This window comes from Lacinutrix jangbogonensis, from assembly GCF_000797445.1.
GTDB classification, from domain to species: domain Bacteria; phylum Bacteroidota; class Bacteroidia; order Flavobacteriales; family Flavobacteriaceae; genus Lacinutrix; species Lacinutrix jangbogonensis.
On record NZ_JSWF01000028.1, the window covers coordinates 50,147 to 67,752 of the forward strand.

The window sequence follows — 17,606 nt, forward strand, 5'->3', positions numbered from 1 at the left end:
AACAGAAAACTCCAATACTTAAAAAGTATTGGAGTTTTTCACACAATAGAAGTGGACTCTTTTATTCTCAGGAAGGACAATAAAACTTCTTAATTATTAAATCCTTTAAGCTTAAAATCAATGTCTAAGTAAGGTGCTTCTAGTTTGATTTTAGAGGTCTTAGTCTTATTTATTCATCATCTTATAAGCCTCATCAATATAAATTGAAATATCATTTGTATAGCTGCCAATCCCAGAATCTGGTGATTTTTGATGACCTAAACGTACAATAATTACATTGTCTTCTGGCTGTACAATTACGTATTGACCTAAGTGACCACGCATCATTTTGAAATCTTTACCATTATGCTTTTTTAACCACCAGCCATAACCATAAACAGGATCGAATTTTGGCGTTAATGACTTAGCAACAAAAGCAGAATCTAATAATTGCTTTCCATTCCATTTTCCGTTGTCTTTGTATAGCTTTCCAAAACGTGCAAAGTCTTTTGCATTACTAGCAATACAGCAATAGGCTTTTACCAAATCGTGGTCGTCACTATCGACTTGCCAAAGTGTTTGGTTTTCGCTACCAAGAGGTTTCCAGAAGCTTTCTTCAAAATAGTCGTATAGTTTTTTACCTGTTGCTTTTTCAATAACCATAGCCAACATTTGTGTGTCTCCACTGGCGTATTTAAATGCTTTTCCTGGCTCGTCAACCACTTTTAAGCCATTCATTACCTTTGCTAAATCGTCATCGAAATAAGCACGTGTGGTAATTGATAATGGTGAATAATAAGCTTCGTCCCAATTGGTCCCAGAACTCATTGTCGATAAATCTCCAACTGTCATTTTTGCTGCTAATCCATCACAAAAGGCAGGTAAAAAGTTGCAAACAGGTTGGTCTAAATTTTTAATATAACCGTCCATTATTGCTTTTCCTAATAATCCAGACACATAACTTTTTGCCATAGAAAATGAGTTCGATTTAGAATTAGCATTATAGCCATCATAATAATTTTCGAACCAAATACTATCGTTTTTAATAATTACGTAAGCAACGGTTCCATAGTCTTTATTAGCTTTGTTTAAAGCTTCGGTTTCTTTAGCCGAATTATAGTTTTTATGGTTTTCCCAAGGTTGAGGTGAGCCAATGTCTATCGTTTGGTTATCGAACTTTTTATAATCGTCTAAAAACGCAGTGGTGTAACCTTGAGCATAAATGGTACGAACGGCTTTTATTAAGTAATCTGTATCTGTAATGTAAAGGGTTGCAATAAGTAAAGCAAAGAGTACAACCAGTACTTTGAGGCATTTTTTTAAGAATTTCATTGAGTAATTTGATTAGAAATTAAATATAGGAAAATAAAATGATGTGAGGATAAGATTCTTTTTTTTCAAAAGAATTTAAAATAGCGATTGTTGTTTATACGGACTTTCATGTTCCAACAACCATTGTTTTCTATACAATCCTCCTGCGTAACCAGTTAAACTCCCATCGCTACCAATAACGCGATGGCAAGGCACAATAATCCAAAGCGGGTTTTTACCATTGGCATTAGCAACTGCACGAATTGCTTTTTCGTCTCCTAATTGTCTAGATAATTTTAAGTAAGAAGTTGTTTTGCCGTAAGGAATGGTTAGCAAGGCATCCCAAACACGTTCTTGAAAAACAGTGCCTTTAGGATTTAATTTTAAACTGAATTGCTTTCGATCGCCTTGAAAATATTCGTTGAGTTGAAGCACACACTCTTCTAGAACTTCAGGAACAATATCCGAAGGTTTTTCATCTGAATTTAAAACCGAAATGGAAGCAATACCATCTTGGTCACCAACAATTTTGGTGATACCTAAAGGCGAATTGATATAGCAGATTTCTTCCATTACTGATTTTCTATAATACCTAGTTTTTTAGCGCGAGTTTCCCAATTTTTTCTAGCCTGTTGTTGTAAATCGCTAACGTTATCGCTTTCGTCCATAATCTCCAGACCAAGTAAAGTTTCTATAACATCTTCCATTGTTACTAAACCACTTACGGTTCCATATTCATCAACAACTAATGCCATATGGTTTCTGGTTTCTATTAATTGTTCAAATAACTTTGGAATAGCCATATCACGATTAATAATAATAATATCTCGCTTTAAGTCTGATAACTTTTTAGAGCCATTTCCTAAAGCCATTTCTTTAAATATTTCGTCTTTTAAAACAAGACCTTTTATATTGTCTTCAGTATCTGTGTAAATAGGAATTCGAGAAAAACGTAAGTTTAGATTTTTATTAAAAAAGTCTTCTACAGTAGTGGTGTCGCTTTCCGATTTCATGACTGGTCTAGGCGTCATAATGCTTTTAGCCATGATATCTTTAAACGTTAAAAGGTTTTTTATAACCTTACTTTCGCTTTCTATAAAAACACCTTCTTCATGAGCCATATCTGTCATTACATGAAAATCTTCACGGCTTAAAACACTGCCATGGTGACCTTTTCCACCAATAAGTTTAGTGGTTAATTGTAATAACCATAGAATGCCTGTCCATTTTAGTGGAAAAATTAAAACCTTTAGCGCTTTAGTTGTAAAATTAGCTAAGCCTTTCCAGTAGGTTGCTCCAATGGTTTTAGGTATAATTTCTGAAGCAACTAAAATAAAAATAGTCATTATAGAAGACACAACACCAACCATAATATCTTCTGTAAACTGAATCCCTAAAAAAGTTTTTATTTCGCTACCATAGATTTCGGTATAAGCCACTTTAGCTTGAACACCAACTAAAATAGCACCAACGGTATGCGCGATTGTATTTAAAGTTAGGATTGCAATTAGTGGTCTATCGACATCCTTTTTTAAAGCTTCTAAAGCAATTGCAAAAGCTTTACCTTCTTTCTTTTTAACGTTTATAAATGTTGGTGTAACACTTAGTAAAACAGCTTCTAAGATGGAGCATATAAAAGAAAAGAATATTGAAATAATACCGTAGAATAAAAGTAATCCCATTAATTTTTATAGTTTGTTGTTTGCTAATTTACGATATTAATTTTACTACATCTTTAGCAAAATAACTTGCAATTACATCTGCTCCAGCACGTTTAATGGCTGTAATTTGTTCCATCATAACGGCGTCGTGATCTAGCCAACCTTTTTGGGCTGCAGCTTTTAACATTGAATATTCTCCAGAGACTTGATATACAGCAACAGGAACATCGACTTCGTTTTTAATTTCGCGAACAATATCTAAATAACATAAACCAGGTTTTACCATAACAATATCTGCACCTTCGTCGATATCCATTTCTGTTTCACGAATGGCTTCAAAACGATTTGCATAATCCATTTGGTATGTTTTTTTATCTTTCGGAACATCTTTTACTGCAGCAGGAGCAGAGTCTAAAGCATCTCGAAAAGGCCCATAAAAAGCAGAGGCATATTTAGCAGAATAACTCATTATTCCAGTATCTGTAAAACCTTCATCTTCTAAAGCTTCTCTAATGGCCAAAATACGTCCATCCATCATATCGCTTGGAGCAACAAAATTGGCTCCTGCTTCAGCATGAGATAAACTCATTTCGGCTAAAATTTCAACAGTATCATCGTTTACTACCTGACCGTTTTCAATAATACCATCGTGACCAAAAGACGAATATGGATCTAATGCAACATCCGTCATCACTAGCATTCCTGGACACACATTTTTTACTGTTTTAATTGCACGTTGCATTAACCCATTTGGATTTAGTGCTTCGGTTCCTTTATTATCTTTTAAATTATCTGGTACTTTTACAAATAATAAAACCGATTTTAAGCCTAGTGTCCAAAGTGCTTTTATTTCAGCTTCTAATAAGTCTAAGCTAAAGCGATAGTAATTTGGCATCGAAGCGATTTCATCTTTTATACCTTTACCTTCAACCACAAATAATGGCACTAAAAAGTCGTTTGGTGAAATGATTGTTTCGCGTACTAAACTTCTTATAGCTTCGTTGGTTCTTAATCTTCGGTTTCTTTTTATTGGATACATATTATTTTATTTTTTAGCATTACCTAAGTAGTACCATTTCCCTTCTTCTTTTATAAAAGCTGATTTTTCATGAATAATAGCAACGTTTCCGTTTTCATAAAAATAAGCATTAAATGTTACTGTTCCTTCCTTATCTTTTTCTAAACCTTTAGTGGTTTCTAGAACTTCTAGTTTTATCCATTCTACAGATTTCGCCCATTTTACAATCGCTTTTTTTTCTGTTATCGGTCTCGTAGTGCTATGGTGCGTCTGCATTAAATAGTCACCTTTTGCTAATACAAATGCACAATATCTAGAACGCATAAGTTGTTGTGCTGTTTCTGTTTTTCCATTGTTTAGGTGAAACACTTCACAGCAATCCTTGTAGGTTTTATTATTTCCGCAGTAGCAATTCATATTAAATCCAATCTACTGGATTTTTTAATACTTCAATCAAGCGCTCTTCTTCACTTCCTACTTCTGGATGATGGTCGTAAACCCATTGTACATGTGGTGGTAGACTCATTAAAATACTTTCTATTCTACCATTTGTTTTTAAACCGAAAAGCGTGCCTTTATCATGTACTAAATTGAACTCTACATAACGACCACGACGTATTTCTTGCCATTTACGTTGCGCTTCAGTATAACTCAAATCTTTTCTTTTTTCCATTATTGGACCATATGCAGAAACAAAACTATCACCAACTTCGGTTACAAAATTGTACCAGTTTTCCATACTCATCTCCTCTGAAGCTTTGCAATAATCGAAGAATAATCCACCAATACCGCGACCTTCATTTCTATGCGAGTTATAAAAATAGTCGTCGCAACGTGCTTTGTATTTAGGATAAAATTCAGCATTATGTTTGTCGCAAGCCGTTTTACACGTTTGGTGAAAATGAGTTGCATCTTCATCGAACAAATAGTAAGGCGTAAGGTCTTGACCACCACCAAACCATTGGTCTACAATGTTTCCATCTTTATCATACATTTCAAAATAACGCCAATTGGCATGTACGGTTGGCACCATAGGATTTTTTGGATGAATAACTAAACTTAGTCCGCAGGCAAAAAAATCGGCATCTTCTACACCAAAATATTTTTGCATAGAATCTGGCAATTTGCCATGAACACCAGAAATATTCACGCCTCCTTTTTCGATTACATTGCCATTCTCGATAACTCGCGTTCGACCACCACCACCTTCCGGTCGTTTCCAGACATCTTCTTGAAATTTAGCTTGACCATCAATAGCTTCAAAAGCAGCCGTTATGGTGTCTTGTAATTCGTGTATATAGTTGAAAAATTTGTCTTTCATAAGTGTTTATACCATTGATTTGTTACAATATGTTGCCTTTTCAAAATCGCGTATATTTATAGCAATAAAAGGAATGCTAGGAAATAACGTTTTTAATGCAGATACAATTTCTTTAGATAGACTAGATTTTTGATTTGTAGTTCTGCCCTCCATAATGTTTGCAAAAACATGAATAAAAGGTTCTTTTTTTCCTCCAACTAAATAGTTTTCTTTAAAAGAGTTCAGACGTACTTTAATATCTGCTTCATCAAATAATGCACTGTTACTTGCTGTTTCATGAACTTGAATTAAAATTGATTTTGGATCAACTTCATTCAATATATCTTCTGAGCAATCTATTACAAAATGCGGCATAATTGTTTATTTATATAATTCATATAACTCCATATCTAAGGGCTGTTCGCCATTTGGAGTAAATTCTTTTAGTAAGGTTTTTTGCCAAGTAAAACCATTGTTTAACCCAACGTTTATACTTGGTAAATTGTCTTTATGTACTATAATTTGTAGTGTTTGTAACTTTAAAGTTGTAAACGCGTGTTTAGATAGTGCTTCTATGGCTTTTGCTATAAGACCATTTCCTTTAAAGTTATAATCTATACAGTAAGCGAACTCTCCTCTCTTAATAGACCAGTCTAATTCTTTAATGTAAACGATTGCTGCTAGTTTTCGAGTTTCAGTATGTTTTAAAGTGAATAAAAACACCTCTTTATTACTAAATTGTCTCAATTTAGTCTCCACAAATAACTGTGATAATGTTGGGTTTAAATTCTCTTTTAATGTGTTGGGGAAATAGCGTTTAAAGCGATCTGCATTTACAATCATAAAATCGCAAAGCTTCCAAGCATCACCTTGGTGAATTGGGTTTATTTCGAAACCATTAAACGCTTGTATCATTATATACTTATTTCACTCTTTTATTAATTCACTTTCAATTCTAATAAGTTCTACCGTTTTGGTAGTTGCAGCGGTTACCGACAGCGGTAACACAATTATAATTCCTATAATAGGAATTAATAAAAACAGCATAAATACAATACCATTTCCTATTGCGATACCTTTATTTTTTTTAACAAATTGAATGCTTTTACCATATTTAAAATGACGTTCTAAAGTGTAATCCATATTTCCAAATCCTGCATAAAATGCTTGTACTAAAAAGATAATTAGAGACGATATTAAACCAATAACAGGAATAAAACTAATTAGAATTAAAGGAATAGTAAGTAATAGTTCTTTAAACAGATTACGAACATTTATACGGATACCTCTCCAGAGTTGTGCTTTAAAAGATGTAATTCTGTGTTCTTGTTTGTGAGCTCCAGTAAGATGTGTTTCAATTTTTTCTGAAACTGGGCTCATAAAAGGAGCAGACAATGCCATAACAATATACTTGTACAACATGAAACCTAAAATAATGATCATTGCACCTCCAATATAACTTGAAATTGAGGTAAAAGTGTCTAAACCTTTTTTCCAAGGCCAAATTTTTGCTATAAACCTTCCAATATTATCTGATAATCCATAGGCTGAAAAACTTATAATACTCGCGGTAACAATACTAATGATAATTGGGATTAAGAAGTATTTCCAAAGTTTTAATTTTGAAATTAGTGCAAATGCTCCTATATAGGCTTTTATACCGTTTAGTATGTTTTTTATCATAATACTATCCGTAACCCTTTCTCAAGGAAAGGAAACTGAAATGTTTGAGTTTTGAAGCCTCAATAGCGTCTTCATTAAGTGAAGATTAAGATGGGCTTTTATACTCTTTAACGGCATCAATAAATGCTTTAGCATTTTCTAACGGTATGTTAGGTAAAATACCATGCCCTAAATTTACAATATATTTGTCTTTACCAAATTCATTAATCATTTGGTGTACCATTTTTTTGATTTCTGAAGGCGGTGAAAACAATCGAGTAGGATCAAAATTACCTTGTAAAGTTATATTTCCTCCTGATAAATAACGAGCGTTTCTTGCTGAGCATGTCCAATCGACACCTAATGCAGATGCTCCCGATTTTGCCATGTCCCCAAGAGCAAACCAACAGCCTTTACCAAATGCAATTACTGGTGTTTCCTCTTTTAAAGCATCAATAATTTGCTGAATATATTGCCATGAAAATTCTTGATAGTCGACTGGAGAAAGCATGCCTCCCCAAGAATCGAATACTTGCACAGCATTTACTCCTGCTTTTACTTTTTCTTTTAAATATGCAATAGTGGTATCTGTTATTTTTTGTAATAATTGGTGCGCAGCTACAGGGTTTGTAAAGCAAAACTCTTTTGCTTTATCAAAGTTTTTAGAACCTTGACCTTGCACACAATAACAAAGTATTGTCCAAGGAGAACCTGCGAAACCAATTAATGGAATAGCGTCGTTTAGTTTTTCCTTAGTCATTTTTATAGCTTCGTAAACGTAACTTAAGCTTTCTTTTACGTCTGGCACAATTACGTTGTCTACATCTTTTTGAGTACGAACAGGATTTGGTAGATAAGGTCCAAAATTTGGTTTCATTTGTACCTCGATATTCATAGCTTGTGGAATCACTAAAATATCGCAGAATAAAATAGCGGCATCCATTCCATATCTGCGGATAGGTTGCACAGTAATTTCACTTGCTAATTCTGGAGTTTGACAACGTGTAAAGAAATCGTATTTAGCCTTTATTTCCATAAATTCTGGAAGATAACGACCTGCTTGACGCATCATCCAAACTGGTGGACGCTCTACAGTTTCTCCTTTTAATGCTCTTAAAAATAAATCGTTTTTAATCATGTTTACTTTCCGTGAAAATGGAGATTTTTTTAATTCAACTTAATTTTGACCTAAACCGTTATTGCTAATCCCATTATTTGAGATGTTGCAATCTGCTTATTAATAGTTAAAATTATGAGATTACCACGTTTCTGTAAATAATAGTGCTCATAAACTATTTAGCAGAGAGTAAGGGATTCGAACCCTTGGTACCTTTGCAAGTACACTACCTTTCCAGGGTAGCACAATCGACCACTCTGTCAACTCTCTATTTGTATTTTAATTGTCATCGCGAATCCTTTTTTGGGATGTTGCAATCAACTTATGATCTGTTATAAATCATGAGATTTTCTAGTAAAGACCTTAAATATTATACATAATGCTCATTTACCAACTCAATAACACTCTCAACAGTTGGTACTTTTGCAATTCTAATATCTTTAAAATGTTTACTCGCTTCTTTTGCAGTGGTTTCACCAATACAAAAAGCAATTATATTGTTTTCTACAGTATTTTCTTGCTTGAAACTTTTTACTGTAGATGGACTATAAAACATAAGACCTTCTATAGAATCATCAACTTTAACGCTGTCTAACTTTGTTTGATAGGCTTCAATTTCTTTAACTTTAATATTGTTTTCTTTTAGAATTGTTGGCAATTCGTCTAATCTTAAATCGCTACAGAAATAAGTTACTTCGCTACCATCCATAAACTCAACCAAATACTCTGCTAATTTTTTAGCATTGTTTTCGCTATGTTTTACTTCGCCAATTCTTTTTTCTACCATACGTTTTGTGCGACGTCCTACACAGTAGATATTTTTAAATTGTAATTCTATCGCCGAAAAGTTTGTAAGTAAAGCTTCAACAGCATTTTTACTTGTAATTATTACGTTTTCGATTTCGTTTTTTAATAGTCTTGGAGCAATTCGGTTTAAACTAATTTTAACAAAATCACTACTTTTAGTATTCACTTTTTCGTGAAACAATAAACGTTGATCTTCTGTAAATGACTTGGTAGAGTAGATGTTAGTTGGTTTGCTAGATTGCTTCATAGCATCCATTAAACGTTTCCCACCTTTATCTATTACGTAGTTTGCACACCATTCTGCCATATCGCGATGCTCGCCAAGTGCTTTTACGCGTTCTACAGTTATTTTTTTAGTTCCATTTGGGCTTAATAAAATACCTTCGAAGTATATTTCTTCATCTTTTATATAACATAGAGCACCAATTGGAGCAGTACAGCCTCCTTCTAATCGGTTTAAAAATTCACGTTCTATTTGTGTACAAATTTCTGTTTCTTCGTCATTAATTTCTGCTAAAATAGCTATTAGTTCTTCATCTTCTTCAAGTGCAGTTGTCATAATAGCACCTTGTCCTGGAGCAGGAACCATCCATTCTAAATTATCTGAAGTTTCAGGACGTATATCTAAACGACCAAGACCAGCTGCAGCGAAAATTGCTCCATTCCAATGTTCTGTCTCGTCTAATTTTTCTAAACGCGTAATCACATTACCTCGAATATCTTCGATAGTATGCGTTGGATAACGGTTTAACCACTGTGCTTTTCTACGTAAACTACTTGTTGCAATTACCGCTTCACGACCACCAAAAAATTCCTCTGTTGTTTTGTAAACCAATGTATCACGTACATTTCCACGTTTCATAACTGCGGCTTGCACAATACCTTTTGGTAAAACTGTTGGTACATCTTTTAAAGAATGCACAGCAATATCAATGTCACCATTTAACATGGCAATATCCAAAGTTCTAGTAAAAATCCCAGTAATACCAAGTTCGTACAATGGTTTGTCTAAAACAATATCACCTGTAGACTTTAGAGGAACTAATACAGTTTTATGACCTAAATGTTCTAACTGTTGTTTTACAGCTTTGGCTTGATAAAGCGCTAACTCACTATCTCGAGTTCCAATTCTTATTATTCTAGACATTTGTTATTGGTTCTAACTGAAACACTTTTTGAATAAGTTCCAGGCTATCGTTGGTAGAAATTGCTTCGTCTTTTAAATGATGCGCGAAGTGATTGGTTATTTTTTGAATGAGCTTATTACTAATTAACTCGGCTTGTTCTTCGTTAAAATCTGTAATTTTTTTACGCTGTGTATCTAATTCAGACTTTTTAAAGTCTTGCAATTTACTTTTTAAAGCCTTGATTGTAGGTGCGAATTTTCTGGTTTCTAACCAGCTGTTAAATTCTGTATTTACTTCTTTAATAATAGTTTCGGCTAACGGAATTTGTAGTTTTCTTTTTTCTAATGTTTCATCGGTCATTTGCGATAAATCATCTAAATGTATTAGCTTAACATTGTTTAATTCTTGAACGTTTTCGTCTACATTCTTCGGGATTGATAAGTCTAGTATTAGTAATTCTTTTTTAGACTGGATAATGTGCTTATCAATTGTTGGATTTTGTGCACCTGTCGCAACAATTAAAATATCTGAAACATTTATTTCTTCCTGAAGATTGGCATAATCTTTTACAATTAAATTAAATTTCCCTGCAATTACTTCTGCTTTATCTTTAGTTCTATTAATTAATGTTATTTGTTCGTTTTTAGTATGTTTAACTAAATTTTCACAGGTGTTTCTTCCTATTTTTCCCGTTCCGAAAAGTAAAATATTTTTATCGGTAACACGCTCTACATGTTTCATTATGTATTGTACAGATGCAAATGATACAGAGGTTGCACCAGAAGAAATATCGGTTTCTGTTTTTATACGTTTACTTGCTTGAATTACTGCATTTACTAACCTTTCTATAAAATGATTAAGTAAATCATGTTTTTTTGAAATTCTTGCAGCTGTTTTTAATTGACTTATAATCTCGAAATCGCCTAAAATCTGACTATCTAAACCAGAACCAACGCGAAATAGATGTGAAATAGCATCTTTATTTTTATAAACGTAAGCCACTTTTTGAAACTCTTCAACAGTGCCTTTTGTATTATCACAAAGTAATTGAATGAGTTGAAAAGGATGTTCTGCAAAACCATAAATCTCGGTTCTGTTGCATGTAGAAGTCACTATTAAGCTTTCAACACCAGTGGTTTTAGCTTGGTTAAGCAAATTTAATTTGGCCTCATCGCTTAAACTGAAATGACCACGAATTTTGGCATCAGCTTTTTTATAGCTTAAGCCAATGGCGTAAAATGTTGAACCTTTTGAAATGTGATATTCTTTCATAATCTAGCGTTAGCAAAAATAATATCTCATTATGCTATAAAACAACGCTAAAAGAACTAATAGTATCGCTTGTGGTTTTTTGGCGTTGTTTTTTATTTTAAATATTCAAAAGGGTTATATTTGCTGTAACTACAAGAGTTATTCATGTTGTAGTTTAGAACAAATCTAAATAGAGTTATGCTGAATTCGGAAAATAATATAGATAAAAGTAACGCTAAAGGTTTTTTTGTAGAAACACGCGCAGACGATGGTGTTTTTATTTTAACGCATCAAAATGATACACAGGGAGTTAAGACTATCGAGCGAGAGATAGACAGTAGCTTTATTCAGTTTCATTTTTGCATAAAAGGCGAAAGTCAGTTTTTATTTAATAGTGGTAATTATACTTTAAATGTCGCTGAAGAAACCTCTCTTTTATTGTATAATCCGCAACGCGATTTACCAATACATTTAGAAGTAAAACCTAATTCTTGGTTAGTTTCGGTGTTAATTTCGATTAAAAAATTTCATGGTTTGTTTTCTCAAGAAGCAGATTATATTACATTTTTAAGTGAAGATAATCGCGATAAAAAATATTATAAAGACGGTAAAATTTCGCCTTCTATGGCAATTGCCTTAAACCAATTGGTGAATTACAACTTAAACGCTTCAATTAAAAACATCTATTTTAAAGCTAAAGCTTATGAGGTTTTGAGTTTGTATTTTAATAGAAATGAAGATGCAGATATAGAGCAATGTCCATTTTTAGTGGATGAATCTAATGTATTAAAGATTAGAAAGGCTAAGGATATTGTTATTTCTAGAATGGCAGAGCCACCAAGTTTACAAGAATTAGCAGACGAAATTGGATTGACGCTTAAGAAACTTAAGGAAGGTTTTAAGCAAATTTATGGAGACTCTGTTTTTAGCTTTTTGTTAGATTATAAATTGGAAGTTGCCAGAAAATTATTAGAATCTGGAACACATAACGTTAATGAAGTGGGTTTGAAAGTGGGTTATAGTACGTCGAGTCATTTTATAGCGGCTTTTAAAAAGAAGTATGGTACAACTCCTAAAAAGTACGTGCAGTCGATTGGTTAGAATTTTTGAGCTATAAACACGATTATAAATATCCAACCCAAATATAATATAGAATATCCTAAGCCGTAAAGTGCAGAAATTCGAATATCTCCTTGTGTAATCGCTGCTTTAGTAAATACTAATTTTAATGCTCTAAAAAACAACCAGTATAGCATCATAATTATTATAAATAGTGTAAACCAAAAAGCGATTTCTAATAGAATAAGTAATAAAAAAATCAATATTGTCATTCCTATCCAAACTAAGACTGACATTATAAACCCACCTATTCCATCTCCACCTTCAAAAATTGGGATAGCTGGTATTTCTCCAGAAGAAGGAATATGATTTCCGACTTCATAACTTTTAAAATTTGGAAAATTATCCTTAAGCCCTATTCCTTTATAGAGGCCATAAGTCATAAATAGAAATAAAACAGTTCCAATTATTGCTAACGAAATATAAAAATTAGATGTAATAGAACGCTCATGATTTTGACCGTTTATATAAACAGTGAGAATCGTGAGTAGAATAACAATTATCGAAATAATGAATACAGATTGCCCTTTTAGATATGTTTTTGCAGCTTTCAAATTATATGTTACCTCAAATTAATGCGCTTTCGCGCCTTATACCTAACAAATTCTAAAATGTCCTCGATAAGCTCATCTTCTTTTTTGTTTTCATCCATACTCTTTCCATTATAACCAGATTGGAAATAAATAGCTGTAACCAATTCGTTTTGTTTTTTTGGTTCTAAAAATGCAGCATAATATAGTTTTTTAGAATCTCCATAATCGTTTTTTGTATCCACTTTAAAAAAGTAGATTGTTCCTTTTTTACCACTGTCTGTTTTAAACTGTTTTTCGGCTAAAAAAGAAATAGAATCTCTACCTGTTTCAATTTTTACAGTGCTAAATAGATGCGATTTAGCATATTTTAGTTGGGTAATTTCCTTTGATAAATATGGATTTTTAATACCTAAAGCGTATAGTTTATCAACTAATAGGGCTTGGTTTTTATATTCGTCTAATGTTTTGTTTTTAAGTTTTATTGGGATTTGTTCTTTTGCTTTTTCTAAAAGCACATAATAGGTTGTTAATGCTTCAGCGTTTTCGCAATCGATAAGCTTATCGAAAAACCCTTCAGCTAGCGATTCTTTTCTAAAAGGAAAAATTAGTTTTACATAACTATACAGTGAGCTGTTTCTAGAGCTGTAACCAGATTTCTGACTTAAACTGCGTTTAATTTCAATTTTTCCATCGTTAATAATAGCTTTTTTGTGCTTTTTATAGTCTTTAGGTTTTATAATACTGCTGTCTTTTAATCGTGCTAATAAATTGTAAATGGGTTCTTTATATTCTTGAACACTAGTATATTCTAAAAGTTCAGGAAACAACTCTTTTTTAAGTTCTAAAGAGTCTTTGTAAGTATAGAAAAGAGACTTTAGAGCATATTGTTCTAGTGGCAAATCTTTTCGCATTAATGCCAAAACATCTTTGTAATATTTCTCTTCTTTTTTATTTAACAATGCTTTTAAAATGCTTGTTTGAATTTTTGGATCAGAATAAGAGTTAGCATATAAATCCTTTAAAAAAGGTAAGGCTTTAGTGGCGTTCAACAACATAAGTTCACTAATTAAATCTGTTTTAATGCTTTCTTTGTTTTCTGGAAAGTCGAAATTTTTAAGCAACTCCATAATGGTATTGGTATGCGATGTATTGAATTTTAATAAATCGTAAGTATCTATAACAATACTGTCGTCTTTTTTTAGTGCTTCAAAAAACTGTTGTGTTTTATCTTTTAAAACAGTTGCTCCCATCATAGTGTCTATAGGTTTAAATGTCTCATAAAAGTTTGTGATAAAAGGTGATGGTTTGGTTATAGAATCGTTTAAAGATTTAATTGTAAAGAGCACTCCTTTTTTAAGAATATGCTTCACTTTTATAGATTTTGCACTAAGCGAATCTGTAAGTGTGTACCTGTACGTGTAAATATTGTCTTTCTTTGTTTTTTTCTTATTACCAATTTTAAATGGTTTAGTAGCATCACTTTTATATTTTGGTAATCTCGAATCGTCTATTTCTTGCCACAAACTATCAATATTACTATACATCTGAAGGTCGTGAAACTTGGTTCGATTAACAAAAACCTGCTCATTTGCTTTAGAATAATAACTTGCGTGCTTGGTTGTTGCTTGGTAGTCTTTTTTCTTTTTTTGTTGTACCTATTATATCTAGAAATTACGGGTTTAGTGTTTGTTAATACAGTAAAATGAAGCGATGTATCGGTTTTAATTTCAAAGCCGTCGTATATTGTTTCATTAAATTTAAAAGAACTAAAGAAAGCGTCAGCTTTGTCTTTTTGATTTCCTGAATAACCCAACAAATAATAACTACCATCTTTTACAATGGTTTTTAAATGTATTTTCCTTTTTGAAACCGAATCGAATATTGCAATAGCCTCGTAGCTTTTATACTTTCCATTGTTAAATTTACCAGACATATTGTCTTTGATTTTTAAATCTTTAAAAAAACTTTCTGCAATGTATTTGGCTTCAAAGGCATCTTCTTCAATATAATAGGTGTCTTGATTTACAGATTCCTTTACAAAGTAATAATCGTTTCCAATAGTGCCTTGAATTAATTTGTTACCAGCGTTTTTAAGATTGTCCTGTGTGTTGAATTTAGGAAAACGCACTTCATATTTGCCATAAGGAGATTTAAACGTTTCTAGCGTTTTTGAAGGCGTTTTAAAACGAATAGATTCGAACACCTCTTTTTGGTAGTCTAAAACATAATTTTTAGGTCCTCCAAATTTTATTATGATTACCTCTAAAGGTGTTTTATAAATATGGTATTTCTGGTAATCCCCTTTTTTTGTTTTATTTAAAATACTTAAACCAGGGAAAGGTGTTGTTATTTTTTCTTTTGAAATAATATCTCCTGGAATATCTTCGAACAGAAAATTATCTAAGCGATCTAAAGTAATATCATCTTCAGATGGCAAATAATCGAAGAGATTAAAACGGCTAATGGTTAAAAAAGCACCATTGGTCATGTCTGGAGAAACAGAGAATTTTTGTCCGTTATAGAAAAATTCTTTTAAGTCGCTAAAACTATTCATAGTTAAAAAACCATCTGCAGTAGTATATTCTTTTAAAGCGGGAGGTGCAATAAAATCTTCTATAGATTGTTTTTTTGTTTGACCGTTTAGTGTTTGGTCACTTAGCAAAGCTTTTACGGTATAACCCTTATTTTTAAGCGATTTTAGCATGCCACGTTCACCAGGTAAATGCGCAGCCCCAACTCCAGCAAATACAGATTGGTTTTGGATAATACTATCTAAAACTTTTACCATATTATCATTACGAATGTAAAGCATATTTTCTCTAAAATAGGCTGTGTTCGATGCTTCGCCAATAGAATCTAAAAGTGCTAAATTACGTTCGCGATATGTGTTTTCTTGTAGCAAATACGGGCTTTTCTTTTCATAAATTTCCGTTAACCAAGGATCTATTTTTTTCTTGTAAGCGTTTGTGCTGGCTTTTGTAGTTAAATATTCTGCTTCTTCTATATCTTCGAGACTTACAATAGGTTTGTTTTTCTTTTTTCCAGCTTGGTAAATAAATAGATCAAGATAGGTTTCTTCTTCAAAATTGTCTGAACGCGAACTTTTTCTATATAAATAACCATTAAGCATACGATTGTCTTGGCGAATAGCGCCTCTAATTAACAATTCGTCTGGGTGTTTTAAGCTAAATTTAGACGAGTAGAATCCATCTTTATAGTTGCCGCTAAAGTTTTGAGGTGATAAAATCACGGTTTCATAACTATGGTCTAACCAGGTTGATGGATCACTTTCTAGTGCAATAACATCACTTTTTGCTAAGGCATCAAAAAAGACATCGTCTAACCTAAAAGCCACCTTTTTACTAACATGCATAGTGCCATAGATGTAAGATGATTTTTGTAAACCATTACCAGAAATCTCCCAAAGTAAACTTTGTTCTTGCTCTTGAGAAACACATGTAAACCCGATAAATAGAAAAAGTATTAGAAGTATTTTTTGCATTTATTTAATATTAAGGGAATAGTAAATATATTTAATTCGTTGAAACTTACAGTAAAATATAGAATTTTAACTTGCTTATAACATAAGCAACGTTTTTATCTTTGGTTTAATATGTTTTAGTATTGTATTTTTGTAAAAAAGAAAAATGAAGATTTTTCGCCTTAGCGGAAATGAAAAAAGAAAGTATTGATGAAAGGAACACTACTCGTAAATTTAGGATCACCAGAAAGCCCAGAACCTAAAGATGTAAAAAAATATTTAGGCGAATTTTTAATGGATGAGCGCGTTATAGACGTGCCACTTTGGGCCAGAACATTACTCGTTAAGGGTATTATTTTAAATACACGACCAAAAACATCTGCTAAAGCATATAAAAAGATTTGGTGGGAAAACGGTTCGCCATTAATAGTCTTGTCTGAACAATTACAAGAAAAAGTACAAGAACAACTAGAATTTCCAGTGGCACTAGCTATGCGTTATGGAAGTATGACCATTAAAAAAGGGTTGCAAGAATTGGTAGATAAAGGTTGTGACGAAGTATTCTTAATTCCATTATATCCACAATTTGCAATGGCTACAACCGAAACTATTTTAGTTTTAGCCGAAGAAATACGTTCAGAGTTCTTTCCGCAGTTAAAAATTGAGTCTTTAAAACCATTTTATAACAACCCAGATTACATTTCTGTTTTAGCAAATAGCATAAAAGAGGACTTAAAAGATAAAGAATACGAACACCTATTATTTTCTTATCATGGTATTCCAGAGCGACATATTCGTAAAAGTGACATCACAAAATCGCATTGTAAAATAGATGGTAGTTGCTGTGAAACAGCAAGTAAAGCTCATGAGTTTTGCTATAGACACCAATGTAAAGAGGTCACGCGTTTAGTTGGTGAGTATTTAAAATTAGAACCAGACACTTATTCTACATCTTTTCAATCGCGTTTAGGTTTCGATCCTTGGTTGCAGCCCTATACGGATAGAACTATCGAACGTTTGGGTAAAAAAGGTGTTAAAACAATGGCTATTGCAACGCCTGCATTCGTTAGCGATTGTTTAGAAACCTTAGAAGAAATTGCTATGGAAGGTGAGGAAATTTTTCATGAAGTAGGCGGAAAAGATTTTACAACAATACCCTGTTTAAATGCCAACGAAGCATGGGTCGCGTTATTAGCAAAATGGATTAAAGAATGGTCCAAAGCTACAGTTGAAGTTTAAT

17 protein-coding genes and 1 tRNA gene are annotated in these 17,606 nt (G+C 32.5%); 2 read left to right on the top strand and 16 right to left on the bottom strand.

The window, feature by feature from the left end; translation table 11 throughout:
• Positions 1 to 165: 165 nt before the first annotated feature.
• The 13 genes from RH82_RS09225 to hemA all read right to left on the bottom strand — a co-directional run bounded on the left by RH82_RS09225 (position 166) and on the right by hemA (position 11,254).
• Complete coding sequence (locus RH82_RS09225; RefSeq protein ID WP_034060115.1) at positions 166 to 1,311, bottom strand: serine hydrolase domain-containing protein; 1,146 nt, start codon at positions 1,309 to 1,311, stop codon at positions 166 to 168.
• A gap of 75 nt (positions 1,312 to 1,386) precedes the next feature.
• A complete protein-coding gene (locus tag RH82_RS09230) occupies positions 1,387 to 1,863 on the bottom strand; it encodes a methylated-DNA--[protein]-cysteine S-methyltransferase (protein WP_034060116.1) in 477 nt (158 codons plus the stop codon).
• Positions 1,863 to 2,972 (bottom strand): CNNM domain-containing protein, encoded by a 1,110-nt coding sequence (locus tag RH82_RS09235; protein WP_034060117.1) that lies wholly within the window; start codon positions 2,970 to 2,972, stop codon positions 1,863 to 1,865. Before RH82_RS09235 ends, RH82_RS09230 begins: the two co-directional genes overlap by 1 nt.
• Positions 2,973 to 3,000: 28 nt before the next feature.
• On the bottom strand, positions 3,001 to 3,990 hold the full coding sequence (gene hemB / locus RH82_RS09240) for a porphobilinogen synthase (protein WP_034060120.1): 990 nt from the start codon (positions 3,988 to 3,990) through the stop codon (positions 3,001 to 3,003).
• Between the two features lie 6 nt (positions 3,991 to 3,996).
• Positions 3,997 to 4,386, bottom strand: coding sequence for a YchJ family protein (locus RH82_RS09245; RefSeq protein ID WP_034060123.1), 390 nt, complete (start codon positions 4,384 to 4,386; stop codon positions 3,997 to 3,999).
• A 1-nt stretch (position 4,387) separates the two neighbouring features.
• Positions 4,388 to 5,290: an oxygen-dependent coproporphyrinogen oxidase gene (gene hemF / locus RH82_RS09250; protein ID WP_034060124.1), complete on the bottom strand. Its 903-nt coding sequence runs from the start codon at positions 5,288 to 5,290 to the stop codon at positions 4,388 to 4,390.
• A gap of 6 nt (positions 5,291 to 5,296) precedes the next feature.
• A complete protein-coding gene (locus RH82_RS09255) occupies positions 5,297 to 5,644 on the bottom strand; it encodes a 5-carboxymethyl-2-hydroxymuconate Delta-isomerase (protein WP_034060127.1) in 348 nt (115 codons plus the stop codon).
• 6 nt (positions 5,645 to 5,650) lie between these two features.
• Positions 5,651 to 6,184 (bottom strand): GNAT family N-acetyltransferase, encoded by a 534-nt coding sequence (locus RH82_RS09260; protein ID WP_034060129.1) that lies wholly within the window; start codon positions 6,182 to 6,184, stop codon positions 5,651 to 5,653.
• A 12-nt stretch (positions 6,185 to 6,196) separates the two neighbouring features.
• On the bottom strand, positions 6,197 to 6,952 hold the full coding sequence (locus tag RH82_RS09265) for an EI24 domain-containing protein (RefSeq protein ID WP_034060131.1): 756 nt from the start codon (positions 6,950 to 6,952) through the stop codon (positions 6,197 to 6,199).
• An 85-nt stretch (positions 6,953 to 7,037) separates the two neighbouring features.
• On the bottom strand, positions 7,038 to 8,069 hold the full coding sequence (gene hemE, locus RH82_RS09270; protein WP_034060134.1) for a uroporphyrinogen decarboxylase: 1,032 nt from the start codon (positions 8,067 to 8,069) through the stop codon (positions 7,038 to 7,040).
• A 162-nt stretch (positions 8,070 to 8,231) separates the two neighbouring features.
• Positions 8,232 to 8,318 (bottom strand) — tRNA-Ser (locus RH82_RS18390).
• 100 nt (positions 8,319 to 8,418) lie between these two features.
• A complete protein-coding gene (gene hemC / locus RH82_RS09275; RefSeq protein WP_034060137.1) occupies positions 8,419 to 10,002 on the bottom strand; it encodes a hydroxymethylbilane synthase in 1,584 nt (527 codons plus the stop codon).
• Complete coding sequence (hemA, locus tag RH82_RS09280; protein ID WP_034060139.1) at positions 9,995 to 11,254, bottom strand: glutamyl-tRNA reductase; 1,260 nt, start codon at positions 11,252 to 11,254, stop codon at positions 9,995 to 9,997. Before hemA ends, hemC begins: the two co-directional genes overlap by 8 nt.
• Positions 11,255 to 11,431: 177 nt before the next feature.
• Between hemA and RH82_RS09285 the strand changes: the two genes are divergently transcribed.
• The gene (locus RH82_RS09285) at positions 11,432 to 12,334 is read left to right on the top strand and encodes a helix-turn-helix transcriptional regulator (protein ID WP_052158285.1); all 903 of its coding nucleotides are present in this window, start codon (positions 11,432 to 11,434) and stop codon (positions 12,332 to 12,334) included.
• Here the strand turns inward: RH82_RS09285 and RH82_RS09290 are convergent.
• The 3 genes from RH82_RS09290 to RH82_RS18820 are packed head-to-tail and all read right to left on the bottom strand — an operon-like array spanning position 12,331 to position 16,387.
• Positions 12,331 to 12,906, bottom strand: coding sequence for a hypothetical protein (locus RH82_RS09290; protein ID WP_034060142.1), 576 nt, complete (start codon positions 12,904 to 12,906; stop codon positions 12,331 to 12,333). The two genes, RH82_RS09285 and RH82_RS09290, sit on opposite strands and share 4 nt — an antisense overlap.
• An 8-nt stretch (positions 12,907 to 12,914) precedes the next feature.
• On the bottom strand, positions 12,915 to 14,429 hold the full coding sequence (locus RH82_RS18815) for a hypothetical protein (RefSeq protein WP_241148031.1): 1,515 nt from the start codon (positions 14,427 to 14,429) through the stop codon (positions 12,915 to 12,917).
• Positions 14,393 to 16,387 (bottom strand): TraB/GumN family protein, encoded by a 1,995-nt coding sequence (locus RH82_RS18820; protein ID WP_241148032.1) that lies wholly within the window; start codon positions 16,385 to 16,387, stop codon positions 14,393 to 14,395. The genes RH82_RS18815 and RH82_RS18820 overlap by 37 nt, the downstream gene beginning before the upstream one ends.
• A gap of 186 nt (positions 16,388 to 16,573) precedes the next feature.
• Here RH82_RS18820 and hemH point away from each other — a divergent pair, with 186 nt between their 5' ends.
• The gene (gene hemH, locus RH82_RS09300; RefSeq protein WP_034060144.1) at positions 16,574 to 17,605 is read left to right on the top strand and encodes a ferrochelatase; all 1,032 of its coding nucleotides are present in this window, start codon (positions 16,574 to 16,576) and stop codon (positions 17,603 to 17,605) included.
• The last annotated feature ends 1 nt before the right edge of the window (position 17,606 follow it).